The organism is Paenibacillus sp. FSL H8-0280 (assembly GCF_045040665.1).
Taxonomy (GTDB): domain Bacteria; phylum Bacillota; class Bacilli; order Paenibacillales; family Paenibacillaceae; genus Paenibacillus; species Paenibacillus xylanexedens_A.
In genome coordinates this window covers 1,142,319-1,168,112 of record NZ_CP150296.1, presented here as the reverse complement: position 1 = coordinate 1,168,112, position 25,794 = coordinate 1,142,319, and the positions used below count along the sequence as shown (strand labels likewise).

Below are 25,794 nucleotides of genomic sequence, written 5' to 3'. Positions count from 1 at the left end.
GAAAACTCACTTCTTAATATGGATATCTAAGAGGAGTATTGATTAATATCCTTAATTCCCTTTATATAGAAACCTATTAATCTTACATGTATTTGGAAAATAATTCAATCATTGTGATGCATATTCTTTGAACACTCTTATTCCTTAACGGTTAGCAGAGCAACAAGAACGCACCGTTGTTTATTTGCAGACACAAAAAAAGACTATCCCCTGCCAATATTCTGGCACCGAATAGCCCTCTTCTTACGCTATCAACTTATCTTAATTTATCATCTAATATATTCGTAGCGCCACATTAACTCTACACCAGCTTCTTACGAATATACCCCGAGATCAAGTCGATAATCGTGATCATCACGATAATACCCAGCAGAATTATACCTACTCGCGGCCAGTTCCGGGTGCTCAATGCAAAGATCAGTGGTGTACCAATTCCCCCTGCTCCAATTACACCCAGTATGGTCGCGGAACGTACATTAATCTCGAAACGATACAGCGTATAGTTCAGGAAGCCAGGCATAACCTGCGGCAGGATGGCAAACCACAACTGCTGCATGCGATTGGCTCCAGAGGCAAGCAGCGCCTCAGATGGGCCATAGTCGATATTTTCAACTTCATCCGCATATAATTTACCCAACATGCCGATGGAGTGTAACCCAAGGGCGAGAACCCCTGCAAACGATCCGGGACCTACTGCCTTAATGAACAACAAGGCCATGATAATCTCAGGGAACGTGCGAATAAAGCTGAGTACCATTTTGCCTGCACCCGAGATGGAACGATGCCCACTCATGTTACGGGCAGACCAGAAGGCAAATGGAATACAGAGCACAGCTGAGATCACGGTACCCAATACAGAGATTGCCAGCGTATCCAACAATCCTCGCAGCAAGTCTTCTCCTTCAGGCAAATATACAAAATCCCAATCCGGTGAGAAAATTCCGGCTACAATGGCTTTCATAATCTGAGCGGCAGTTTCCTTGAAACCAGTAAACGGTACACCGGCAAGCGCCCAGGCATACATAAGGATTAACAGTAACACAATGACCCAGCGTAGCGGGTTTTTCCGTGGTTTAGGCCGGATGCGGCTTGTTTCATTTTTCATCATAGCAATTTCTCCCGCAGCTTAGTACTTACATAATCAATGACCAGAACAATGACAAGGGTAAACAGAATGATTACGCTGGTCTTGTCATACTCCAGGAATCCAAGTGTGGCCTCGTAATAGAGTCCGATTCCTCCGGCTCCCACCAGTCCCAGAATGGCAGCAGCACGTATATTAATTTCGAAGGCATACAGCACATAGGATGTGAACTGGGCAGCCAGTTGCGGCACCACGCCATATACAATGAGCTGAATCCGGTTCATACCAACAGCCGTCATCGCTTCCAGCGGCCCCTGATCAATGGTTTCCAGCGTCTCATACGTCAGCTTCGCAATCAGACCTATCGAGAACACAGCCAGTGCCAAGATTCCGGGGATTGGCCCCAAACCAAACACAGCAACGAACAAAGCAGCAAGCAGCAGATCCGGCACGGTCCGAATCAGGTTCAGCAGAAAGCGCGCCGGATAGTAGATCCAGCGACTTGGCATCAGATTACCGGCACAGATAATCGAGACCGGAATCGCAATAATCGCACCAATGGTTGTCCCAATCAGGGCCATTCGGATCGTTTCCAGCATGCCTTGCACGATATTATCAAAGTAACTCCAACGGGGTGGGAACATTTCCTTTAGCAGATCCAACATGTTGGGAAAACCTTCAAACAACTCCGTAAAGCTGGCATCCGTCTGTTTGGCACTGGCCCATAGAAGGAGCAGAATGATCACTAAAGTGAGCAAATGTTTCGTACGCCCAGGTGGTTTTGGGCGATTCACAACCTGAGCCGGGCTGGAACCAGGTTCCTTCCCCACTCCGCCTGAATTCTGAAGTGGAACGTTGGACTGCCCCTTCATACCACAACTTCTCCCTGCTCATGCACAGCCTGCTTGTCCAACAATTCGTCAGCTAGAATCGGTCTGCCGTATATTTCTGCAAAGCGCTCATCCGTTGCCTCTTCCACCGGACCGTCGAATACGACCTCGCCTGCTCGCAATCCGACAATACGGGTCGCATACTCTCTCGCCAGATCAATAAAGTGAAGGTTGACGATGGTCGTAATCCCAAGGTCTTGATTAATGCGTTTCAGGTCATCCATGACCTGCTTTGTTGTAAGCGGGTCAAGTGAAGCAACCGGTTCGTCGGCCAGAATGATTTTTGCTTCCTGTGCCAGTACACGGGCAATAGCCACACGCTGTTGTTGTCCACCAGACAACTGATCTGCACGGGAATAAGCTTTCTCCGAGATATTCACACGATCCAGCGCAGTGAATGCCAGTTCAATATCCTCTTTTGGAAAACGACCCAGAATGGTACGCATGGTGGAATGATATCCAACCCGCCCAGCGAGTACGTTACGTAGTACACTGGATCGTTTCACCAGATTGAAACTCTGGAAGATCATACCGATGTCACGTCTGATCATGCGTAGCCGTTTGCCTTGTGCCTTCGTGATGGAACTTCCGTTAATCAGAATCTCGCCTTCACTAATGTCGTGCAGTCGGTTAATGGAGCGTAAGAGCGTTGATTTACCCGCACCGGACAGACCCACTACAGCTATGAATTCACCCTGCTCAAATTTCAGATTAATATTATCCAGGCCCTTGGTGCCGTTAGCGTAAGTTTTGGTAACGTTATGAAGCTCAATCATGACAATATCCTTCTTTCATTCATAATGATCAACCATACATGAGTCCTTGCTATAATGGCACAAGCCAGCGCAGCGTAGATCACGCTGAACTGGCCTGTCCATTGCTACGATTAAGCTGTTCCCATCCAAGAAAGCTACTACAAAGTGAACAGATCCCGAACTACTTTTGGATCAGAATTATTCACCTTTCACTTTTTCGCCATACTGGCGAACGATCTCAAACTTGCTATCATCGGACTCTACATAACCTTCATGCGTATAGATTTCTTTGATGATCTGGTGACCTTCAGTATCTTTACCGATATCGATGAAGGCTTGTTTGATCTTCGCAGTCCAATCTGCATTCATGTCTGTACGAACGGCAATGGTATCGTTAGGAATAGGCTCAGTGAACGCCAGTACACGTGTATCTTCAAATACAGTCGGATAGTCTTTAGCTACCGTGTTGCGGGCATCTTGGAAAATAGCTGCTGCATCAACGTCACCGTTCAATACAGCGATAACACCTTGGTCATGACCTTTCAACGTTACAGGTGTTACATCTTTTAATGGATCAATCCCTCTGTCCAGCAACAGACCTGCTGGCCATACATAACCTGCGGAAGACGTTACGTTTTGGTAAGCGACTTTTTTACCTTTAAGGTCCTCGATGGATTGAATCGGAGAATCTTTTTTTACAATGAACATGGATTTATAGGAATCCGCCAGTTGCTCTGTAGGAGCTCCAGTCTCATCATTAACACCATAACGTTGTGCTTGCAAAATAACCTGCGCAGCGCCTTTTTCTTTAGCCAGTACATAAGCTGTCGGAGGCAAGAAACCTACGTCTACTTTGTTGGAAGCCATTGCTTCAATAATTGTGTTGTAGTCGGTGGATACGCTGACTTTTACCGGAATGCCCAGTTTGTCACCAAGCAGCTTCTCCAGCGGTTTCGCTTTGGCTTCAAGCGTATCTGCGTTCTGGGAAGGAACAAATTGAACCGTCAATTCAGTTGGCACATAACCTTCGACAGCTTTCTCTGTCTCTGCCGTAGACGTACCGGATGCATTCGAACTCGAATTATCCCCGTTAGCCGAACCTGTTGTACTACTGCTAGACCCACAAGCACTCAGAAACAGAACCAAAATCAACAATGGTAAAAATAAAGCAGACTTCTTCAAACGAACACCCTCCAAAGAGTTTCTATTTTTCAGTACTTATCTACTATAGTTGCCAAATATTAGCGCGATGTGAAACGGAATTTGGAGTTTTGTAAAGTTTCCTGTCAGGCTGTCAGCGGGACTTGTATCTGTTAGAATAGGCTCATTATGGTTGAAGATATAGGAAGAACATCGGAGATAACGGCATATACTTCGGTTCTTCAGCCTATTCTGTCTTCTCCGTTTTATGGTAATTCCATATATCTGAACTTATATATTAGAGGAGATTGTAAAATGACATCCACAAACCATACGGCAAGCTTCGACATTCTGTTCACCAGTGATCTGCACGGGGCCATCCGTCCCATTCATTACAATACCAATGCATACCGCCCAGCCGGACTTGCCCTGCTGGCTTCCCTGATTCGTAAGGAACGTGAACGTTCACCTGAATTGATGCTGGTGGATAACGGGGACCTGCTGCAAGGATCACCCTTGGCCTCCTATGCAGCTTCACAGGCTTCCAAAAACGAAGTACATCCATTCATAACAGTACTGAATGAACTCGGTTATGATGCTGCGGTGATGGGCAATCACGAGTTTAACTATGGTCAGAATCTGTTGCGCGGAGCAGTTGAAGCTTCCAATTTCCCCTGGCTGTCTGCCAATATTGTAAAAGATGAGCAACCAGACGTACCTGCCTTCGGTCCTCCGTATCTAATCAAAACATTGTCTACGGGTGTCAAAATTGCCCTGTTGGGCGCAACTACGCACTACATCCCAAACTGGGAGCATCCGAAAAATATTGAGGGGTTACAATTCCTTGATGCCTTGGAGACGATTCGTGCATGGGTCAGCTATATCCATGAGCATGAACAACCAGATGTAATGGTTGTCAGTTATCACGGCGGATTTGAGAGTGATCTGGAGACAGGCGAGCCCACCGAACGGTTAACTGGAGAAAATCAAGGCTATGCCATCTGCCGGGACATCGAAGGCATCGATGTGTTGCTTACCGGACATCAGCATCGCCAGCTTACCGCTAATATTCATGGTGTAACCGTCATTCAACCGGGATTCAGTGGAAATGGTGCGGGGCATGTATCCGTTCAGTTGGAACAATCATCGGGCGGCAAGTGGCAGATTACAGATAAGAAGGCTCGGTTGTTACTTCTGGATGAACATCATGAGGTTGAACCTGATGCAAGCGTCATGAAACTGACGGAAGAGCTGGAAACTGAGGCACAAGCATGGCTTGATCAACCCATTGGCGAGGTGGCTGGGGATTTATCCATCACCAATGCTACGGCTCTGCGACTCAAGGCACATCCATTCATTGCTTTTGTGCATCAAGTGCAGATGGAAGCGACTGGAGCGCAGCTCTCCAATACCGCCATGCTGAGTGAAGAAGCTCGCGGTTTCGGGAGTCACATCACCGTTCGGGACGTGTTATCCAACTTCATCTATCCTAATACTCTGACGGTGCTGGAGCTGAGTGGTCAGGATATCCGGGAGGCACTGGAACAAACGGCTCGTTACTTTGAAGTGAATGCTTCTGGAGAGGTGGCAGTCAATCCGGCTTATATAGAACCCAAACCCCAACATTATAATTACGATATGTGGGCTGGCCTAGAGTACGAACTGGATATCTCCCAACCTGTCGGCAATCGAGTTGTGAAGTTGGAACGTGAAGGCAAACCCATGGATATGGATGGCACATACTCTGTGGTGATGAACAGCTACCGCGCTGCTGGCGGCGGGGATTATGCGATGTATCCAGGTAAAAAGGTACTGCACGAAGGTGCCACTGATATGGCCGCACTGGTGGAGGATTACATCCGCAGACACCAACCATTAACGGTGGAACAGGCGAATAACTGGAAAGTTATTGGAAGTTAGATGAGAAAGAGCAGGTCCTGTGATCAGGATCTGCTCTTTTGTTTTCAACCTATTGCTTACTTGTTCTTATTTGAATTATCCTGTCCTGTCCCGTTATCAGACATATTGAAGGATTAACTGATATATTGCTATTGAAAATCCTAAGATACTCGCTTTCATTTTAGATGGATGATTTCTTTCGCTACGAATCAAATAAAAGAAAACCAAAATAAACCCTGCGGGGATCCATAGCTCAAAGACACCATTTGTTGTACTTTGAGAATAAATTGGAGTAATGAACGTACTAATCAAAAAGTAAAAGAAAACCGTAAAACGTCTTGTTTCTAATTGCTTGCTCCACCTTACTAGAATGAAAATAATAATGAGTGCGATAATCGTAATGTGTAAAGGGGGAAAAAGAAGAGCAGCATTCCCAAATTTGAATTCCATTCCGCATTGCCCTCCTCTCTTTTAATGCATCACATGACTGACTACAGGCATACGTGTAAAAATTCATTCTCATGCTTCAAAACCGCTGGCAACCTTCCAAAAACGGACCTGTTCCAATATATCCTTATTTTAACATACAATCACAGTTCCATTTCCCACGTTTATTCAATAAAATATGCAAAAAGAGCAGAAGTGAGGAGCATCGTGCCCTCATCCCTGCTCTTTTTACATACCTACAAGTTTTTTTCTAATACATATCACTTATTATCCAAAATGACTATTGCGCTTTCTTACGCAACTGACTGTAATACAGCTCGCTGTAGAAACCGCCTTGTTCCAGCAATGCATCATGCGAGCCTTGCTCCAGTAGCTGCCCATCCTTCAGCACCAGAATTCGGTCGGCCTGACGGATCGTGTTCAGCCTATGGGCAATGACAAAGCTGGTACGGCCTTGCATCAGACGTTGTAACCCTTCCTGGATTTTAATCTCCGTGACGGTATCAATACTGCTCGTCGCTTCGTCCAGTACGAGTATGGATGGATCTGCCAAGATTGCCCGGGCAATGGCGAGTAATTGCTTCTGCCCCTGACTAATGCCGCTCCCGTCGGCCTGGAGCACTTTGTCGTACCCGTCCTTCATTCGCACAATGAAGGAATGGGCATTCGCCAGCCGGGAGGCTGCTTCCACCTCTTCATCCGTTGCGTCCAGACGGCCAAATCTTATATTTTCCCGGATCGTACCCTGAAACAGGAATGAATCTTGTAGTACAAATGCCATATGTGACCGCAGATTTTCACGCCGAATGGTGGTCATATCGCGTCCATCTACCGTTAATGTGCCACCTGTCGGATCATAGAAACGGGATAACAGCTGAATCAATGTTGTTTTCCCCGCTCCGGTCGGGCCCACAAGGGCAATCATCTCCCCCGGTTTGGCTTCAAAGCTGATATCATGCAAAATGTTACGTCCTTCATCGTATCCAAAGGATACTTTGTCGAAACGAACGGCTCCCTCTACCTTGTCCAAAGATACCGCTGCCCCTTCATCCTTCGCTTCCTCATCTTCGTCCAGCACCTCGAATACGCGCTCAGCCCCCGCAATTGCGGACAATAACGTATTCCACTGGTTTGCCAGATCATTGAGCGGACGAGTGAATTGGCGAGCATATTCCACAAAGATTATAATTACCCCGACCGTAACCGAACCCTGAATCGCCAGAATACCACCGATGCCCGCCACAATCGCAAAGCTCAGGTTGTTCAATCCATTCATCAGTTTCGGGATAAAACCAGAGATCGTCTGTGCCCAGAAACCGGAAATCCGGATGCGGGTATTTCGTTCCTCAAAACCGCGAATCACCCGCTCCTCTTGCGAGAAAGCCTTAATGATCCGCTGCCCGGATAACGTCTCTTCGATGTAACCGTTAAGTTCACCCAGATTACGTTGCCGCTCCTTGAAGAGCGGTCCCGTTCTGCGCGTAATCCAACGCATGCCGATGGCCATCAGAGGCACAACGATAAAGGTAAGCAGGGTCAGTAGCGGACTGAGCCAGAGCATAACCCCAAACGTTCCGAGCAGCGTTAATACACTTGAAAAAATCTGGATCGCCGAGCTGTTCAACGTACCGCTGACATTCTCGATATCATTGGTCACCCGGCTCATAATCTCCCCCTGCTGGCGTTTACCGAAGAATGGAATCGGTAATTTGTGCAGATGGGAGAACAGATCATACCGCATGCGGAACACAGTTTCCTGTGCAATTTCGATCATCCATATATTTTGTAACCAGGATGTAAGAGAGAACAAGACATACACTGCGGTTAATCCAATCAGAAACCGAGTCCAGCTTGCCCCGGCTTCCCCCGCGATGAAATCATCTACGGCCACCCCTACCATGTAAGGGCCAAGCAAAGCGAGTGCGGAACTGGCAAACACCATCAACAGTACCATGGACAGCTTAACCTTGCGACGTGCCAGATAGGTCCAGATACGACCTAGCGTACCTGACCAGTTCTTCGCCCGTGCCTTGGGTTTGCGACCACCACCTGATCGTAACGTCTCTGGATCAATCGGCGGTGGCGGCTGACGGAAAGGCTCAATGAATGCTTTGAACATGCTGTGCACCCTCCCCGTATTGTGATTCATGGATTCGACGATACAGCTCTGACGATTCCATCAGGTCTTCATGTTTCCCTTGCCCAATGAGTTGTCCATCATCAAGGAGCAGAATCAGGTCCGCCGAAGTGGTTGAACTGATCTTCTGGGTGATGATAAACGTGGTACACGACAATTCCTCCAGCGCATCGAGCAGTCTGCCTTCTGTAGCTACATCCAGCGCACTTGTGCTATCGTCCAGAATCAGGATTCTTGGTCTACGTACCAGTGCTCGTGCAATGGAAAGTCGCTGCTTCTGTCCACCGGAGAGATTCACTCCCCGTTGACCCAGCAATGTATCATAACCGTTTGGTAAATTCTCAATCGTTTCATGGATCTGCGCGCGCTTTGCGGCTTCCACGATCTCCTCCAAGGTAGCATCTTCCTGGCCCCAGGCAATATTCTCCCGGATGGAACCGGTAAACAGGACAACCTCCTGAGGCACATAACCAATCGCACCACGCAGCATGGACAGATCCAGCTCTGATGCATCGGCACCATCAATCCGTACCTTTCCTTGATCCTCTGTATATAACCGCGGAATGAGCTGTACCAGCGAGGATTTGCCTGATCCAGTTGCTCCCATAATGGCAATACGCTCCCCCGCTTGTGCCGTGAATGTGATGTTATCCAGTACTGTAATTTCACTATTGGGATAACTGAAGCCTACACTGCTGAATTCGACCGCTCCCTGCACAGCACGCTGTTTCTTTGCTGGGTATACAGATTGCGGAAAATGCGAAGATTTCATAGATCCAGCAGATGGTGCAGACGTTGATAACGACTTCGTCTGTTCAGTCTCCGACGTGTCCTCCGTATTAAACACTTCATTCAGTCGTTGCGCCGAAGCGCTTGCTCTGGAGAAGGTTACCAGAATCCATGACAACGCAGACATGGCACCAATTGTGCGAAGCAGGTAGTTAATGACGGCGACCACTTCACCCACGGTTGCATTACCGGAGGCAATGTCGACTCGTCCAAACCATAACACGGCGATGATACAAACGTTCATCATCAGCAGCATGAACGGCATCGTGGTCTCCGTCAGGCGCAGCGCGGAGATTGTGCCTTTCATCAGCTTGCCGCTGAATCCGGCAAAGCGTTCGATCTCATGGCCCATCCGTACGAAGACACGGATCAGCCGAATGCCTGTCAGATTCTCCTGGATGACTCCATTGACGGCATCCAGTCTGCGCTGCACATTGCGGAACAGCAGCGCTGCCTTTTTGATCATCCACACTACAACAATGAGCAGTACAGGCACCATGACAACCAGCAGCAGACCCAACCTCGGGTTCACGATCACTGCCATAATCATGCTACCAATCACCACCAGGGGCACACGTGTCATGAAGCGCAGACTCATGAAGACGGTGTCCTGAACCTGGGTCACGTCCCCCGTTAATCGGGTAATCAGGGACGATGTCGCGAACCGGTTAAAGACCGCATAAGAGAACGTTTGCACTTTCTCATACAACTTCTCCCGCAGATCGTATCCGAACCCCAGACTTGCATGGGATGCAAAGAACGAACTCGCAATTCCGGCAGCAAAAGCCACAACAGCACTGCCAACCAGCACACCGCCCCACAACCAGACGACAGAAAGGTCTCCCTGCTGAATCCCGTTATCAATGATCTTGGAGATCAGATAAGGCTGAGCCAGCTCCACCGCAAGCTCAATTAACATCATGACCAGGGCTGCAATCGCGGCAACTCGGTACTTCTTCAAGTAGTACAACAGCTTGATCATAAGCATTCCTCCGGCTCGGAGCACCCTAAACCGATAACACGTTCCAGCTCAGAGCCTCCATTAGACATGTTGTTTTCTCCACAGCGTCCAATATGTAATCATTTCTATGTACACATATGGTTATTATAGCGTATTTTACAATGCCGCTTCTATTCTTATTACCCTACTTTTCCCAATACAATAAACTTCTCTTCATTTTGGCAGTAAAAAAAGGAAGGTCTCCCTTCCCCACGCTAGTTAAGTGCTTATAGCTGACGTAGTTTTTCACTTAGATGCTCCCGACGTTTCACCACATATTCGCGAATTCTTTCCGGTTCACCTGCAAATACATCCATGGGCCATTTCATGTAAGGATCTTTGTTGACATCTTCACGAATCTCATTGTGTAACCGATTCACCAATGGCATAATTCGCTTCTCTGTAAAAGCATTCATCAGATGCTGACGCATCAGCTTCTTATATTGTTGACGGAAACTGCGAAATGCCAGCAATCGTCCGGTAAGTCTGTTATACCCCTGAATACGAACAAGATTGGGGTCAACTCGTGTTCCATAACAGTTCCTCCCCCAAGTACCCTCATAATCCCAAGGCAGGATGCCGTATTTTCCACTTTTGATTTTCTCATACCATGTGTAATTCTGATGAAATCCATCGAAGTTCCCTGTAAGCACAGCTCCACTTAACCAGCGTAAATAATTGTCTGTATCCACCCTCGACTGTAAAAAACGAAACAATTCCAGCCTGGACTTTGTGTTCAACTGCTGAATAAAGTTACGTAGCCTTGTGCGATCCACATCTTTGCCACGAATTAAGCTGTACCCTGACAATAGATCGGTACTTTGTGAAGAGGAATCCGAATTCATCGTAAAACCAGCATGATCATTCACCGCATAGAAGATACTGCGCACAGGGATTTTCCTTTGGCGAAAAAAGAAGGATTTCACTCCTTCGATCCTCAGGTATACACCCAGAAGCTGCCCGTTCAGATAGAGTACGCAGTGTTGTGTAGACGGTGCGGGTACACGAATCGACTCAAAAAAACGAAAAGAAAGTGCATTACGCAACAACGAAGGATCATCATACTCCGCATTAAAATGATACGTCCGGCTGGATGTACGAATCTCAAATGATTTTTTGGGATAACCGCGTGTATGTCCTCCACGGTATCGAAGCCGGATCGGAAACGGCTTGCCGTCCATCTGCATCGTGCTGTTCACAAACGTCTCTGACCATATATTGGACGTTAACTGTTGATATTCGGTTGGAGACAAGCTGATATGGTAGACAGGTAGAGCCATTTCCATCCGCCTTTCGAGTACCTGTAAGATTCGCCCGTAGGCTCTTACATCATCCTATGCAGATGCACAGAAAGTCGTACGGGCGAATGCACAGTGCTGATACTTGTCACATCAAAACTCACTTGTCATAATGCGGAATAACAGGGTTATTAATCTATAAATTTACATCATTTTCATAGATTATAGCTGAAATGGTATAAATATAGTTAACTGGCTAGTCCCTCCAAGAGGCATGTCACATATGCTTAAACTACAGACAGACACGAATGACGAATGGAAGGGATCATAATCACATCCACCATTTTTGTCCATCTGAACTTATATCATGGAAGGGGTCAAACACAATGTCTATGAATGGTCAAGGAATGAGAGGTTTGTTGGGAAGAGAGATTAAGATTAACCGGGGAGGACCTGATTCAGTACAAGGTACACTTACGGACGTACGCTGGGACTACATGGCGATGAACTGCAAAGAAGGAATTGTCTACGTTAATGAATCACATGTAAAAAGCATAACAGATACAGGCCGTTCCGGTGGTAACCGAAATGCAGCCATGGGGAATCCTATTCCTTCCAACACGTTTTTGGGCGTTATGCAAGCACTCCGCTTCCGCCGTGTTCAGATTAACCGGGGAGGACCTGAAAAAGTGGAAGGCATCCTGGCCGATGCCAACCAGAACCAATTGATCATGACTTTGAAAAATCAGGAGATTGTTCGTATTCCGATGCAACATGTGAAATCTGTATCCCTCGTACGTGGTGGTGGGAACAACAACAACAACAACAACAATAACAGTAGTAATACAAGTCAAGGGAACCAAGCAGCCCAAGGTAATCAGGCGGCTCAAGGCAACCAGTCTCGTGGCAACCGTTCTCAAGGGAACCAAGCAGCTCAAGGGAACCAATCCCAGGGTAATAAGTCCGGCGGCAACAAGTCACGGAGCAACCAAGGCAATCGTTCTCAGGGGCAACGAGTTCAAGGCAACCAATCCCAAGGAAATAAATCTGGTGGTAACAAGTCGCGAGGCAATCAAGGCAACCAGTCCCGTGGCAACAAATCCGGCGGTAAAAAGAAGTAACTGAAATAAACTGACAACTTAAGTTATCTACCAGCTTAAAGGGGGGAATTATCATGTTGATCTTCGTCGCATTAATCTTGATTGGTGTGCCTTTTTACTGGATCGTTGCACCAGGAAGGCCCACTCCATCCCATGAACATCTGCTTCAGGCTTCGTCAGGACTTCTCCCCCTGGGAGGTGAATCACAGTAAATGCCTGACTACCAGTTGTGGTTAACCTTCGGGGTCTTTATCATCACTGTCATTTTCCTGATGTGGCGTCCTGGCGGATTGAATGAATCTATACCCACCTCGCTTGGCGCCCTTCTTCTTATTTTAACTGGAGTGAGCAGCTATGCTCACATTGTTGGAATCTTCGGGATCGTATCTGGTGCAGCCGTAACAATTCTCTCTACCATTGTCATGTCGATTATTCTAGATAGCATCGGTTTCTTTCGCTGGATCGCTTTGAATATGATTGAGAAAGCACGAGGTTCCGGCTTTCGATTGTTCTGGCTAATTCTATTACTTTGTTTTCTCATGACCATCTTCTTCAACAATGATGGCAGTATTCTGATCACAACTCCGATTATTATTCGAATCTGTTCTATACTTCGTCTGAAAATGCATCAACAGTTGCCCTACCTGATCTCCGGTGCCCTCATCGCTACGGCTTCCAGTGCGCCAATTGGACTTAGTAATCTGGCTAATCTGATTGCTTTGCAAATGGTTGGCTTAAATCTCAATACTTATACTCAGATGATGTTTGTGCCATCCATGCTTGCGATTATGGTGATGACCGTATTGCTGTTCTATTATTTTCGCAGAAGTATTCCCAAAGTTATTCATCATTTCCCTATATCCCTGCAGTCTTCATCAGGTTCAGGATATCATCCGCTACAGACAACTGAATCCGAGAATAAAGTAGACTGGTGGCTGTTCCGTGTCTGTATAGGCATCGTTGTATTTATCCGTGCAGGATATTTTCTAGCTGAGCAAGTCGGTATACGCATGGAGGTAGTTGCAATCACTGGTGTTATTCTCATGCTCGCTGTGCGTTGGTATCGCACCCGGACTGGACTCAAAGATGTGATAACACAAACGCCCTGGCACATTCTACTCTTTGCCTTCAGCATTTATGTTATTGTGGATAGTCTTCACCGCGCAGGCATGACCGCTTGGATCATTCAGTGGATGAAACCTATAATAGAAGGAGGAAATGCCAGCATCATTGCTGTGTCGGGGTTAATGCTCACTCTGCTTTCCAATCTATTCAACAATTTGCCCTCCGTCATGATTGGGACCTTTGCTGTTACAGATCTTCCACTAAGTGAATCTCAACTGCATCTTGCATATCTTGCGAACATTCTGGGAAGTGATATCGGAGCCTTGCTGACGCCTATTGGCACCTTGGCAACGTTAATTTGGATGTATATATTAAAGACCCATCATATTCGAATCTCCTGGAAACAGTATATGAAAGTTACCTTTATTGTGATACCAATAAGTCTAATTGTTAGCCTAATTTCACTATATATTTGGACATCTATTCTCTATTGAGAGGAGGAATACTGTGGAACTTCTTACGCATTGGCTGGGTAAATCCGTCGAATTGGAGCTGTCTGGCTGTAAACTACCGATCCAGGGTGAGATCATTGATGTAGGCCAGGATCTGATTGTAGTCTACGGAAACCAGCGATTTGTTTATATTCCACTTCATCATGTTCAAACCATGCATGTCCACTCAGCAGATGATACAAGTATGATTGTGCCAACACCTGACCCCGAGATGGATCACACCAACATCTCTTACCGCAAAATGCTGATGAACGCCCGTGGACGTTTCAGTGAAATATCCATCGGAGGGAAAACACTGCATGGTTATATTACAAATATTATGAATGACTACTTTATGTTCTACTCTCCGTTATATCATTCTATCTATGTTTCCATTAATCATCTGAAGTATATTATTCCTTCACCTACTAACAGCACACCCTACTCCCTTAGTAAACAACATTTCCCTATGCAACCTTCGTCCATGTCACTCTCCCGTACACTCGATCAGCAACTTCATAAAATGATAGGTGAACTTGTTGTACTCAACCTCGGTTGCAAGCCTTACCGAGCAGGGTTATTGAAAAATGCAGACAACCACTTGCTTGCATTGGTAGAAGCAGATGGGACTTCTTTAATTATGCATACCGATCATATCCAAACCATTCATCTTCCTTGAATATCAGAAGATGAAGAAGAAGGTTCATCTGCCTATGGCTGATGAACCTTTTTTTCAACTTTACATCCTACCATCTTCTACGTCCACGGTCACCCCGGTAGTCATCATTCAACTCGCCCAGGCGATCGTACGTCTCCTTATATATCCGAATCACGGCCTGAACTTTGATAAAATCAGCATCTTCCGGTCCAAGTCCCTCCATAAACATTCTCTGAATGATCTGTTGAAAGAATTGTACTCTGGCCTCAATCTGTTCTTGCTCAAGCTGTACTATGTCTTCGAAACTGTGGTTCCCTATGTAATCCATTAATTCATCATCATGTGTGGAATAATCTGCGTTTCTCCGATCTGCTACCCATTCATCCGGCTCATTGGACTGAAGGTTAACACTGGTGCGTAATTGGGATAAGATGATTTTCTCTTTGGCCAACATGACATGAAAATCTTTGTTACGGAGCAGCTCCGATACAATCAGACTGCACATTTCACGGTTTTGGATCAGTATGCCGTCAAATGGATGCAGCGTCCACTCCCCGTTTGCATAATACAGGTTAAAGTTAAAGAACTCACTGCCATATTTGTATTGAATATTAATCTTGGTCTCATCAATAATCTCAAATGAAAAGTCCAGCATGTTCAGCAAGCTCCTTCGCACAACCCCAGATTTTAGCTATATTCTATCAAATAAATGAAACAAAGAGACGCACTCAGCGTCCCTCGCAGAAAATAAAACCATGTAGTGATGCCCATGCCATATGCAGCGAGTCTTACCCTAATCCAGGAAAGATCCTAATGCACTGGAATCCGGTTTGTTTTTCTCCGGAATGGCAGCAGCCTTCGGCCCTTCCAGACCCAGTCGATCGCTCATTTTGGCGTTAAGTGTTGTCATCTTGTTGGTGTAGTCATTACAGCTCTCGATGATCCGGCGATTCGACTGCTCGGACAGATCCAGCGCAGACATCAGATCACCCATCGCCTGATTGACTGCTTCAAGGGACATAGCCGGTTTAGACAACAGTTCATTCGTTTTCTCTGTTGTTGTCTTCAACAATCTGGCGTTCTCCTTGAATTGATCTTCGATTGTCTTATTCGTAGCTTCCACAGCAGAAATGACCTTCTCCTGATCATTAAGAGCCATGGCAATCATGGCCGAAACGGTGATCAGATTTGCTGTTTTATCAATGGCATTATTAACGGAATCAATCAGCTTGTCATTGTTATCATTAATGATGTCGGTAGCTGCGATTGCCTGATTGTACAGCATGATCATCTCTGTCATAGATTGGGTACGTGTTACCACTTTGCGCAACCCACGCTCCAGATGTGCTTTGCGATTCTCGTTCTCAGGCTTGGCGATCTCGGTTTCGAACAACGCTTTCAATTGATTACCAAAAGAAATTTTGGTCTGCAGATTGTAGATCTCCTGAATGGAAGAACGTTTCAATTGGCGCATATTCACGATGCTTTCTTCCAGGTTGTCCTTGCCGTCCCGCAAACCGTTAATGATGGCGTCAATGTTCGTACGAACAGATTGATAACGGTATACATAGTTTTTCAACGGGCTTTTACGTAACAACTTCCCGACAAAACTCACATTTTTACTCTGTTGCAAACTCTCACATTCATCACGGAGCTTCAGGATCATGTTGGATACCTCTGCCCGATTCCCGGACATTAGTTCATTGACTGGACGATCAAGCAGCTTGAGAGTCTGTCCTGCTCTCTCTTGTGTTTTCACGCCCAACTTGCCGATATCATCCATTAAGGTATCCAGGTGAGCCGGATCACTTTGGGACACTTTCTGAATAAGCTGCGTTGCTTCCTGGTTAATCCGTTGCTCATCTTCCTGCTTCAACTGAGCCCATTCCGTTGCCATGCCAATCCCTCCTATAATTCAGAGCTGTTATACCGTTGATGTATTAGTTCCGCTTTGTTCTGAAGCTCCATTAAGTCTTTATGTTCAATCGTTGATACAATATCCGATATCTTGGAATCCACGTCTCGAAGACCATTCAGCAGCATACGCCGATTATTACGTTTGGCTTCTCCACTTAAACGCAGAAATGGATTAATAAAACCGTTCAGGTCTTTCAAAATCAGTCTGCGCACCGTATGATTGATATCCCCATTGTTTAGCTCCTGAAGGGAAGGAATCACACGCTGCAGACGGGCAAACAAAGCCAGTGATTTCTCCACGATCTCATTATCCAGCTCGTTCTTCTGACCTTCGGAGATGATCATGTCCTCCAGAACTTCCAGGTATTCAATCACCGGATCAAATACAGGATCTGGTTCAGTCCGGGAAGGCTTCGCTTGTTCTGAGCCCGAATGTTGTGCGGGAGTGGAGCTCGGTTGGGGCTGTACCAGAGAAGCTTCTCTTGCCCCTGTTGGCACTGCGCTCGGCGCTTGTCCACCATTCAAGCGGGATGGTTCATTTCCGATATCTGTAATGGGTACAGGGGCTGATGACGAACCCTCGACCTGTGTACGTGACGTGGAACGTGAAGGAATTAGTCCCCCGACCACAGTTGCCAGTGCCGGAATTGCCCACGTGATGACATCCGGTAGAAAGGGACTCGAGATCGCCGCGAGACCATAACCGACCAATGCGCCTATACCTATCTTCGTTTTCCGTAACATTACTTGTCCTCCTGCCTTAACAACACTTATCCGTATTGTAAAAAAACCATCCAGAAGGTGTCAATGTTGAGGAAAATTCTCAGCTAGACGTGGTGTACTCCGCTTACCTTCTGAACGTCGATTATAAATGGCTGTTCGATATGACTTCCCAGTATGCCAAACTTCGGATGAAGTGGTCCAATATCATGGCCAAGTGCAGACTTGACCGCCAGATACGGGAAGTTCACGCCGGACAGACAAGACATGTGCAACCCACCCGACATACGCGGATTGATCTCCAGCAGCTTCGGTGTATCCTTGCGATATTTCATCTGTATATTAAAATTATAAGGAATCCGATATACTTCTGCCACATTGCGGGCAATCGCCAGCAATTCCTCGTTTTCTTCAAGCAAACGCAAACGTCCTCTTTCTTTTCTACGCGGTATGGCCGTTATAAGTTTCCCATTGCGATCCGAAAGACAATCAATGCTGTATTCATATCCTTCCAGTACCTCCATCACCATGACATTTTGAAAGGACGGAGCAGAAGAGAACGCACGCAGGGCATCTTCATATGAAATCGAGTTAAGCGCGTATCCGAACAACTCCTGCAACGGATCACGTTCATTATTAATCACCCGGAATCCCATGCCGCCCTCACCATTACATGGTTTGAAGCATACATCATGTCCACGTGCACGCAGCGCCTCATAGGCTTGCTGGAATTGCGCAGCATTACTGACCGTGAAATAATCCGGAATCTCCATAATGCCCTTCTCACGCACCGATTCATAGAAGCGGTCTTTCTCCATCAATTGTTCCAGCAATTCCGTGTCCGAGCATACGATAACCCGTGTACCGATCTCTTCGAACAGGGAGATATGTCTGCTGATGTCCAGCATGTTCCAGCGTGGAATAAACACATCAATCTGATGACGACGGCAAAAGTCGAGGCAAAAGTCTACATATTCCCGGCCCGTTACACGCGGTTCAACTTCCGCAACATCACAGCCCTGTAATGCCATGTGTCCCGGATCAGGATGAGTACCGTAGATCTCAAATTCCATGCCGTCCTCATTGTCCCGAATCGCATTCATATAATGGTACGTTACAGAGAACCAACGGTTGAAGTAAATCTTCATTTTTTTCATTTATACGGTCTCCCTTATCTCGGCATGGTCTATCTGGGTCTGTTGATCGTTATGGATACGGTGAACGTAATCGAGAATCTCATCTGCTGCAAAAGCACCGAATTGTTCCGTAAATTGATATGGCACCAGTTCAGGTGCACGCTGTCTCTCCACATGTAACTCTCCGTGAGACGGAGCAATGGCGTAGTGCGCAAAGTCCAGCAAACAACGATCCAGCAAGGAATCACCCGAAGCAATCACAGGCACATCGCCAATGCGTTGCCTAATATGCTCCACTGCAGCTCGTTTGTTCACGGCCGAAGGCACCAGATAGAGCTTCCGACCCTGAATCGAACTCTCCCATCCCAGCGTCTCTAACACCCGAATCTTCTCCGCAATACGCTCCATTGGGAGCTTGTCACGTTCGATCAGCAATGCAAAGAACAGCTCATCACACAATCGCTGATTAATTACCCACTCCGGGCTCAGCACATCGTCAAATAAATCCAGGATCTCTTCGGGAGTAGCTGCCCGCTGACGAAGCAATGAACGGATGTGCAGATTCCATTCATCATCCACCTGACCGTCAACAATGATGTTGCCACCATTACTTGTCACCGCATATTTCGGAATACATTCGCTCTGAAAAATGTGAATGCGCCGATACTGTTCCACGGTACGTGTAGTCACAGGCATAAATACAATGTCTTGTGGCAAAGACTGCAACCGCTCCAGTGCATATGCTGACATAAAAGCGGACAACTTGCCGTTAATCCACTCTGCGGGAACAAGTCCCGGTGTATCTTCGGGAATACGGAGCGCACGACGAGAGTACACCAGCGTCTGGTCCAGATCACTTGCGTAGATCATCATTCTCCTCCACCTCCCAGGGATTGAATAATGCCGCAACAGGAATAGGTTAATCCCGGATATACCTCAACCGGTACATTTCTGTCTCTGGCGAGCATCGTGATATGTTGCAAATCCGGATTATCCAATCGATCCACAAGAATCTTCCAAGGGACACGGCGCAGTAACACCCGGGTTGTTTCTCCGATTCCAGGTTTGATCAGATTAATGTTCGTAATGCCAAAGGATTGCTGGATGGACTCGATATCCTGCCAGCCTTTCCATGTGATTTCCGAAGTATCGGTAGCATTGTCGTCCGAGCGAACCTCCACTTGGTCCATCATCTGCTGAAAATGCTGAGCGATGGTATCTACATACTGGGTCGACACATCCGCAGAGGACCATTCACGATACCATTTGGCCCCGTGAAAATCTGCCGGCCCAATCAGATCATCGCGAAGTACTGTACGGCTAACCAGTCCAGAGACAGTGGAATTCAGACAAGCGCTAGGAATTAGATAATCTTCCCTTGTCCCAAAGGTGCCTGAGCATTGCCCCGGATCGGCCAACACGGCAAGATCATCATCGAGACTTATGCCATAAGTCCGTTCCATTTGGTCACAGGACTCTTTCAGCACTTTGCGAATAGCCCCTTTGCCTGTCCAACCGTCTACAAATTGAATGTCAGTTTCCAGACCATGCTGCTGTAAAATATATAAAATTGCATTCTCGTCCATACCCTTGCCACGAATAATTGAAATGCTATAATGCGGAATCGTTACCTTGTATTTCAATTCAATATAACGCTTGATCAGGATGCCCACAGGTGTTCCGGCTCGAGCCAGAGATACCAGCACCAGATTCAGTCCCCTGCGCTCTACAATCTTCTCAGCCACAATAGCGGTATGACGCGCGATTCTTGCAGCGGATTGTTCCAGCGTCTGATGGAACAGCTCGATGTATTCTGCTGTGGGCTGATATTCCACGGGCAGCATCTCCGAATAATGAACCCCGGATTGAATCGCCTGCTCCCGTTCACCCGTTCCCTTTTCCAGATCCACATGGCTGATATCCTTCAGTAGGAAAACAACGTCGGATGCAGCATAGCTGCCCATCGGCTCGGGAGACGGAATCTCACGTTGTCTGATTAGCTCCAGTGTAGTTAAGTTCATTGCTCGTTGTCCCCTGTCTTCTCTGGCAAGCCGCAATATACGATATGAATGTGTCCGCATCCCAACTGCCCCAGTACCTTCAACATCGGTTCCATTCGTTCTTCGGACATCTGTCTCTCCAGCAGCACAAAAATCTCGTCATATTGTCCTGGAGCGATGTTATAGATAAAGTTACGAACGGATGCGTCTTCCGGTGAGGCATATCCAGCACCACTACGAACAGCATATTCTGGAGCCGGATGTGTATGGATTGGACTGCGGGTAGTGGATTGATACAACACGCCTTCTCCCATCTCGGCAGCAACACGCATTGGAATGTACATGAACTCCCCTGTTCCCATCACCAACGTCCGTTCTCCCTTACGCTGCGACCGAAGTCGTTCTGCAATCCGGCTAATCTCCTGACGTAGTACGCCATTATGACGGGATTGCATACCAAACCTGCCCGTATGCTGGACGTAGCTCGCTGTGCTACGTTTACCTTCACCATCCTCGGAAGTAGCGTGCAGCTGATGGAAGGCATCTGCAACGGTAGAGGTCTGAATCGTCACGGCAGGATGGGATAGCTGCTCATCCTGGGGTGTTGGTTCCAACTGGGGAGTACCCACCACTTCAATGCGGCCCTTCAACAGGCTTAACGGTGTAATGGTAATTCCCAATTCAGCTTCCAGTTCGGCAAACCGAAGTTCGTCCGCTTCCGTACGCCAGTCCAACAGTGAAGCAATCACATATTGCTTCCGGGGATATCTGGCCTGAATATCCCTAATGATATTCAACGTGGTTTTGCCCGTCGTAATCTCGTCGTCCACCAGAACAATCGGGCCTTCTCCTGCAAAGGCTTCATGATCCAGCGCATAACAACGATGAGCCATCGCGTGGGAATGTTCTTCTTCAAATTGAATATCTGGATGCATCGCTGGAACATATTCGCGAGTGGTGTGAATATAGGAAGCTTGATCAGCAAACATCTCGTACATGCTGTGTCCCAACGCTGTAGCTGTCTCGGCAAAACCAACAAAACGAATCGTTTCCGGCAAACTCAAGCTTTCTTGCAACAGCATGTTGTACGCTTGCCGGGCTTGTTGGGGGTCAATCAGCCCCTCGACCATTTCCCGTTTCCACTCGGTGATCTGAACTTTCGTCTCTTCCGTCTTTTCAGTCAGGTGCTCATATAACAGAACAGCCAATGCCGCGCCGCTCAGAAGCGAGGTATACGGGTTAACCGGGATGTGCTTGCCCAGCAGTCTGCTTACAAACAGAAATGAACGTTTCTTATTGATTCGTGCAGCCATGGAAAATAGAGATTCTAGTGGAAGTTGCAGCGGGTTATGTGTAACCTGAACGTTCAGACTGAATTGATCAAGAATTGGGAACGTAGTTGTGTTGTTGCTCATGCTTGGGCAAGAGCCCGACAAAATGCTGCTGTTCATGTAACACCCCATATATTTGTGATCGGATTAGAATTCGATTCGCCCAGCTCAAGTGTGGTTTAATCTCATTCATTTTGTTATAGTAATTACTTTTGAACACACCCAGGCTACCATCATTACGGGCGATGATGTCTTGTGCATCGGAATATTCCTCATGTGTAACAACGTACATCGCTTGTACAGGCTTAATATGAGAAGGATGAATGATCGTTTTGCCTACAATTCCATTTTCCTTGTCCATCATGACTTCACGCATCAATCCATCCATTGTGTTCGTAATATATTTCATTCTCAGATGCAGCCCTGATTTGCCCAGGGTTTCTTCGAATGGAGTCTGTCGTAATTGAGGTTTGAACACACGCTCCCGCTGACTGAAATATTCCCAGACAGGACCTGAGATCACATACGGCTTGTCCATCCGTCCAAACAGATTGATAATATCCGAGATGCAGTCACGGATCGTGGCGATATCGTATATGGTCAATTCCGGGCTTCGGCGTAGTCCAAACAAGCTGGAGAAATCGGTCGCACCTATGCGTACATTGAGCACATATTCAACATTTTCATCGAGGATGTTTCGAAGGCCCAGTAAGGTCTCCCAACGTGTCTCCCGATATATAATTGAAACCGTTTCCAATATAGGCATTCCATAGAGAACGGGATAATGCTCCGGTTTCCGTTGATTATACTTGCGGATCTGGTCAAAATAGGCTCTTCCATTGCCCACACAAAACTTGGGCAAAGCCACGCCTGTCAGCATGGACACCAATTCTCCCAACGTATCAATGAGACGTTCCAACTGTTGTGGTGAACGTACACGAGCAAACAGAAGAGGCATTTGATCCTGACTCAGCATGCCTGTCTCCATATAAGTCATCAGTTGAGTTAGATGCTGTACCAGACACTGCTCGGCAAACTCTACTTGGTCGTCACCCACAGCGTCCTCCAGATCAATAATAATGGTCGTCAGACCTTCATGTTTACCATTCATAATGTCGTCCGCGATATGTGTGCGCGTCGCGGGCATATATAAAGCAGCCCCAACAGCATATGCCAGTAGATCTTTGGAAGTCCGGTGATTGAACGAGACGGGTGAAGAGAAAAATAAAGTATCTTCTTCTTCCAGACTCAAAAAGTTAAAATATTTCAGGGGTGTCTCCTCCTCGCACCTTTGGCAATAGCCAATCTGCAATAGTTGATTCCAGCTGTCGGGGCATAAAAACCAATCCCTCCTAATCTGGAGGGATTGATGGTCTATTATCGAGGATAACGTTGGTCAACAGTATCCTTGCAATGGTGCTGACCGATACAGCGTTTATATATTGAATAAATACAAATGATTACTTTCTTCCCGCAACCCACTGCATTCCCCAATCATGAGCCTCGTCCAACGCCTGATGCCCATTATAGAACTGCACGATTCGTTCAATACTGAATGTCTCATTGTTCACATTACGTAACATCGCGATGCCACACATGCCAAGCGGGCTCCCATATTCATTCATTCGGACAATGATATCCGGGCCGTCCTTCTGCTGGATGGTTACCACACCGTCTACTTGAGACCAGTTGGCCACACCACCATAAATATAGGTGAATACCAAGATGCGCTCAATTTCCGAGATACGGGCACCATTAATCCGCAGATTCTCTCCCGTCTTAACCGATCCCGTCCGGTCATCCCCATCCAGTGCAATATAAGGGAAACGATTCAGTGAACCAAACGTTTGTCCCAAGGCCTGAATTACATCTCGTGTACCATCCTTCATCTCAAACAGGCAGCCCAAGTCCAGATCCACACTCTTGCTGCGACCAAATAACCCTTTGCTACCCTGTTGATTCCAGTTCAGGTTAATCAGGATTTCACCAAGTCCCCCCGCATTTTTCTTGAGGTTAATGGTGTCACCCTTCTTCTTCAATTCAATTTTGCTGAAATTGATCGAATTCACAGGAGCAGGCGTCGGCTCTGGTGCCGGGGGTGGCGGAGTCGGTACAGCTGTCGGGGGAACGGTTGAAGTCGTTGGTGCAGGGTCTGATCCACCATCCACATCCACACCAAAGTTAGCGCAGAGTGCATTCAAACCACCTGCAAAACCCGATCCTATCGCATTGAACTTCCATTCTCCGTTATGACGATACAATTCACCGATGACAATCGCGGTCTCCACTGTAAAACCGCTTCCCAGATCATATCTCATTACTTCCTGACCTGTAGCTGCATTGGCAAACCGTAGAAAACCATGCTGAACCTGTCCAAAATGATGGCGTCGTGCTTCACCGTCATGAATCGTCAGGCTGAAGGCGATTTTCTCAATTCGGGCAGGGATTTTGCCAAGATCAATAGCGAATTGTTTCTTCTCGCCACCAACCTGTCCACCATCCATATACGTGATAAACGCGGTAGAGGGCTGGTTATAAAAGATAAAATCCTCATCTCCAGCCACTTTATTGTCTGAACCCAGAAGGAATGCTGATGTGTCCAGCTCCACACCCGAGGCTGCCTCCCAACCAATGCCTACCGTTAGACGGGACAAACCCGAATTGGTTTTGGTCAGATCACTCTTCTGGCCTTTCACGACAGAAATCGCCATAGCAGACTCACCTTTCTATGCCAAGTTATTGTGCATCCAGTCCGTAATTTTTGCATAAAGCAGATAGTCCACCTGTGAAGCCGCTGCCTACCGCCTGGAATTTCCAGTCCGCACCTGCACGATAGAACTCACAGAACACCACAGCTGTTTCGGTAGAGTAGTCTTCTCCAAGGTCGAACCGAAGCACTTCCCGATCACTTGCAGCATCCACAACACGGACAAAAGCATTGGAGACTTGTCCAAAATTCTGCCCTCGTCCATCTCCATCGTAGATGGTTACAGTAATACCGATCCGGTGAATGTGCGCAGGGATTTTGCTGAAGTCAACAACAACTTGCTCATCATCGCCGTCACCCTCACCCGTACGATTATCACCGGTATGTGTCACTGAACCCGCACCGCCGCTTGGATTGTTGTAAAAAACAAAGTCATCCGTACCTTTGGCTTTTCCATCTTCGTACAACAAAAAAGCCGAAGCGTCCAGGTCAAAATCGACTCCACCACTATATTTGTTTGTGTCCCAACCTAAACCAACTACCACACGGGTAAGGCCCGGATTCGTTTTAGTCAGGTCGATACGTTGTCCTTTGGCAAGACTGATCGTCATTTGTTTTTCCACCTTTCCAAGATATGTGATTAAATGAAAAGGAGAACCGTCCAGGAGACGGTTCTTCCCATCCTGTAAGTCGTTCTGTACGTCCTATTGCAAACCGTAATCGCGTGTCAATCCAACCAATCCATCCTGGTAACCACTACCGATGGCGCTGAACTTCCACTCGCCGCTATGACGATACAATTCACCAACAACTACACCCGTTTCAATGGAGAAGTCTTCTCCCAGGTCGAAACGAATCAGTTCTTCGCTGTTTGCTTCGTTGACGATTCGCACATAAGCACGGGAGACTTGTCCGAAGTTCTGGCTACGTTCTGTAGCTTCGTAGATCGTAATAGAGAATGCAATTTTCTCTACATTTGCGGGTACGTTAGGCAGGTCGATATTGATCTGCTCATCATCACCATCGCCATCTCCTGTACGGTTGTCACCGGTGTGAACAACAGAACCATTTTCATTTTGTGGATTGTTGAAGAAGATGAAGTTTTTCTCGCCTTCTACTTTACCGTTTGCATTGGCACAGAATACCGACACATCCAAGTCAAAGTCTTTTCCGCCATCATACTTATTGGTATCCCATCCCAAGCCTACTGTGATTTTTGTCAAACCTGGGTTCGTTTTAGTCAGATCGATTTTTTGACCTTTAGAGAGATTAATTGCCATCGTATGATCA

Annotated in this window: 24 protein-coding genes; 5 read left to right on the top strand and 19 right to left on the bottom strand. The window is 46.9% G+C overall.

Translation table 11 applies throughout. The features are described from left to right. Positions 1–301 precede the first annotated feature (301 nt). From phnE (MHI12_RS05210) to MHI12_RS05195, 4 genes are all read right to left on the bottom strand, one after another. Positions 302–1,108 carry a phosphonate ABC transporter, permease protein PhnE gene (phnE, locus tag MHI12_RS05210; protein WP_341006305.1) on the bottom strand — a complete coding sequence of 269 codons (807 nt, stop codon included), beginning with the start codon at positions 1,106–1,108 and terminating at the stop codon, positions 302–304. After that, positions 1,105–1,956, bottom strand: a complete 852-nt coding sequence (gene phnE, locus MHI12_RS05205; RefSeq protein WP_036672541.1) for a phosphonate ABC transporter, permease protein PhnE — start codon at positions 1,954–1,956, stop codon at positions 1,105–1,107. Before phnE (MHI12_RS05205) ends, phnE (MHI12_RS05210) begins: the two co-directional genes overlap by 4 nt. Continuing rightward, positions 1,953–2,750 (bottom strand): phosphonate ABC transporter ATP-binding protein, encoded by a 798-nt coding sequence (gene phnC, locus MHI12_RS05200; RefSeq protein ID WP_062837418.1) that lies wholly within the window; start codon positions 2,748–2,750, stop codon positions 1,953–1,955. The genes phnE (MHI12_RS05205) and phnC overlap by 4 nt, the downstream gene beginning before the upstream one ends. A gap of 177 nt (positions 2,751–2,927) precedes the next feature. After that, positions 2,928–3,926, bottom strand: coding sequence for a phosphate/phosphite/phosphonate ABC transporter substrate-binding protein (locus MHI12_RS05195; protein WP_405171756.1), 999 nt, complete (start codon positions 3,924–3,926; stop codon positions 2,928–2,930). A gap of 258 nt (positions 3,927–4,184) precedes the next feature. Here MHI12_RS05195 and MHI12_RS05190 point away from each other — a divergent pair, with 258 nt between their 5' ends. Beyond that, complete coding sequence (locus MHI12_RS05190) at positions 4,185–5,789, top strand: bifunctional metallophosphatase/5'-nucleotidase (RefSeq protein ID WP_405171755.1); 1,605 nt, start codon at positions 4,185–4,187, stop codon at positions 5,787–5,789. A gap of 96 nt (positions 5,790–5,885) precedes the next feature. Here the strand turns inward: MHI12_RS05190 and MHI12_RS05185 are convergent, their stop codons facing one another. The 4 genes from MHI12_RS05185 to MHI12_RS05170 form a co-directional block, all read right to left on the bottom strand. Beyond that, positions 5,886–6,218 (bottom strand): hypothetical protein, encoded by a 333-nt coding sequence (locus MHI12_RS05185; RefSeq protein ID WP_405171754.1) that lies wholly within the window; start codon positions 6,216–6,218, stop codon positions 5,886–5,888. 277 nt (positions 6,219–6,495) lie between these two features. After that, the gene (locus MHI12_RS05180) at positions 6,496–8,334 is read right to left on the bottom strand and encodes an ABC transporter ATP-binding protein (RefSeq protein ID WP_405171753.1); all 1,839 of its coding nucleotides are present in this window, start codon (positions 8,332–8,334) and stop codon (positions 6,496–6,498) included. Beyond that, positions 8,315–10,123, bottom strand: coding sequence for an ABC transporter ATP-binding protein (locus MHI12_RS05175; RefSeq protein ID WP_341006301.1), 1,809 nt, complete (start codon positions 10,121–10,123; stop codon positions 8,315–8,317). Before MHI12_RS05175 ends, MHI12_RS05180 begins: the two co-directional genes overlap by 20 nt. Positions 10,124–10,368: 245 nt before the next feature. Then, on the bottom strand, positions 10,369–11,421 hold the full coding sequence (locus tag MHI12_RS05170) for a CotH kinase family protein (RefSeq protein WP_405171752.1): 1,053 nt from the start codon (positions 11,419–11,421) through the stop codon (positions 10,369–10,371). A gap of 344 nt (positions 11,422–11,765) precedes the next feature. On the opposite strand from MHI12_RS05170, the gene MHI12_RS05165 reads away from it, so the two are divergent. Genes MHI12_RS05165 through MHI12_RS05150 form a run of 4 tightly spaced genes read left to right on the top strand, consistent with a single transcriptional unit; the run spans position 11,766 to position 14,714 of the window. Further along, on the top strand, positions 11,766–12,500 hold the full coding sequence (locus tag MHI12_RS05165) for a hypothetical protein (protein WP_405171751.1): 735 nt from the start codon (positions 11,766–11,768) through the stop codon (positions 12,498–12,500). A 53-nt stretch (positions 12,501–12,553) separates the two neighbouring features. After that, a complete protein-coding gene (locus tag MHI12_RS05160; RefSeq protein WP_253505942.1) occupies positions 12,554–12,691 on the top strand; it encodes a hypothetical protein in 138 nt (45 codons plus the stop codon). Further along, positions 12,692–14,038 carry an arsenic transporter gene (locus MHI12_RS05155; RefSeq protein ID WP_253505941.1) on the top strand — a complete coding sequence of 449 codons (1,347 nt, stop codon included), beginning with the start codon at positions 12,692–12,694 and terminating at the stop codon, positions 14,036–14,038. A gap of 13 nt (positions 14,039–14,051) precedes the next feature. After that, a complete protein-coding gene (locus MHI12_RS05150) occupies positions 14,052–14,714 on the top strand; it encodes a DUF2642 domain-containing protein (protein WP_253505938.1) in 663 nt (220 codons plus the stop codon). 67 nt (positions 14,715–14,781) lie between these two features. Here the strand turns inward: MHI12_RS05150 and MHI12_RS05145 are convergent, their stop codons facing one another. The 11 genes from MHI12_RS05145 to MHI12_RS05095 form a co-directional block, all read right to left on the bottom strand. Next, positions 14,782–15,348 carry a hypothetical protein gene (locus tag MHI12_RS05145; protein WP_405171750.1) on the bottom strand — a complete coding sequence of 189 codons (567 nt, stop codon included), beginning with the start codon at positions 15,346–15,348 and terminating at the stop codon, positions 14,782–14,784. 138 nt (positions 15,349–15,486) lie between these two features. Next, positions 15,487–16,590, bottom strand: a complete 1,104-nt coding sequence (locus tag MHI12_RS05140) for a toxic anion resistance protein (protein ID WP_036606281.1) — start codon at positions 16,588–16,590, stop codon at positions 15,487–15,489. Between the two features lie 11 nt (positions 16,591–16,601). Beyond that, the gene (locus MHI12_RS05135; protein WP_405171749.1) at positions 16,602–17,354 is read right to left on the bottom strand and encodes a hypothetical protein; all 753 of its coding nucleotides are present in this window, start codon (positions 17,352–17,354) and stop codon (positions 16,602–16,604) included. A gap of 83 nt (positions 17,355–17,437) precedes the next feature. Next, a complete protein-coding gene (locus MHI12_RS05130; RefSeq protein ID WP_307414783.1) occupies positions 17,438–18,487 on the bottom strand; it encodes an ATP-grasp domain-containing protein in 1,050 nt (349 codons plus the stop codon). After that, the gene (locus MHI12_RS05125) at positions 18,488–19,336 is read right to left on the bottom strand and encodes a hydrolase (RefSeq protein ID WP_405172933.1); all 849 of its coding nucleotides are present in this window, start codon (positions 19,334–19,336) and stop codon (positions 18,488–18,490) included. It lies immediately after the preceding gene. Continuing rightward, positions 19,336–20,487, bottom strand: a complete 1,152-nt coding sequence (locus MHI12_RS05120) for a cysteine protease StiP family protein (RefSeq protein WP_405171748.1) — start codon at positions 20,485–20,487, stop codon at positions 19,336–19,338. Before MHI12_RS05120 ends, MHI12_RS05125 begins: the two co-directional genes overlap by 1 nt. Then, a complete protein-coding gene (locus tag MHI12_RS05115) occupies positions 20,484–21,917 on the bottom strand; it encodes a phosphoribosyltransferase family protein (protein ID WP_405171747.1) in 1,434 nt (477 codons plus the stop codon). The genes MHI12_RS05120 and MHI12_RS05115 overlap by 4 nt, the downstream gene beginning before the upstream one ends. Continuing rightward, positions 21,847–23,067: an HpcH/HpaI aldolase/citrate lyase family protein gene (locus MHI12_RS05110; RefSeq protein ID WP_405172932.1), complete on the bottom strand. Its 1,221-nt coding sequence runs from the start codon at positions 23,065–23,067 to the stop codon at positions 21,847–21,849. The genes MHI12_RS05115 and MHI12_RS05110 overlap by 71 nt, the downstream gene beginning before the upstream one ends. Positions 23,068–23,257: 190 nt before the next feature. Further along, positions 23,258–24,508, bottom strand: a complete 1,251-nt coding sequence (locus MHI12_RS05105) for a TerD family protein (protein ID WP_405171746.1) — start codon at positions 24,506–24,508, stop codon at positions 23,258–23,260. A 25-nt stretch (positions 24,509–24,533) separates the two neighbouring features. Further along, complete coding sequence (locus tag MHI12_RS05100; protein WP_036606267.1) at positions 24,534–25,115, bottom strand: TerD family protein; 582 nt, start codon at positions 25,113–25,115, stop codon at positions 24,534–24,536. Positions 25,116–25,208: 93 nt separating this feature from the next. Beyond that, positions 25,209–25,784: a TerD family protein gene (locus MHI12_RS05095; RefSeq protein ID WP_036606264.1), complete on the bottom strand. Its 576-nt coding sequence runs from the start codon at positions 25,782–25,784 to the stop codon at positions 25,209–25,211. Positions 25,785–25,794: the final 10 nt, after the last annotated feature.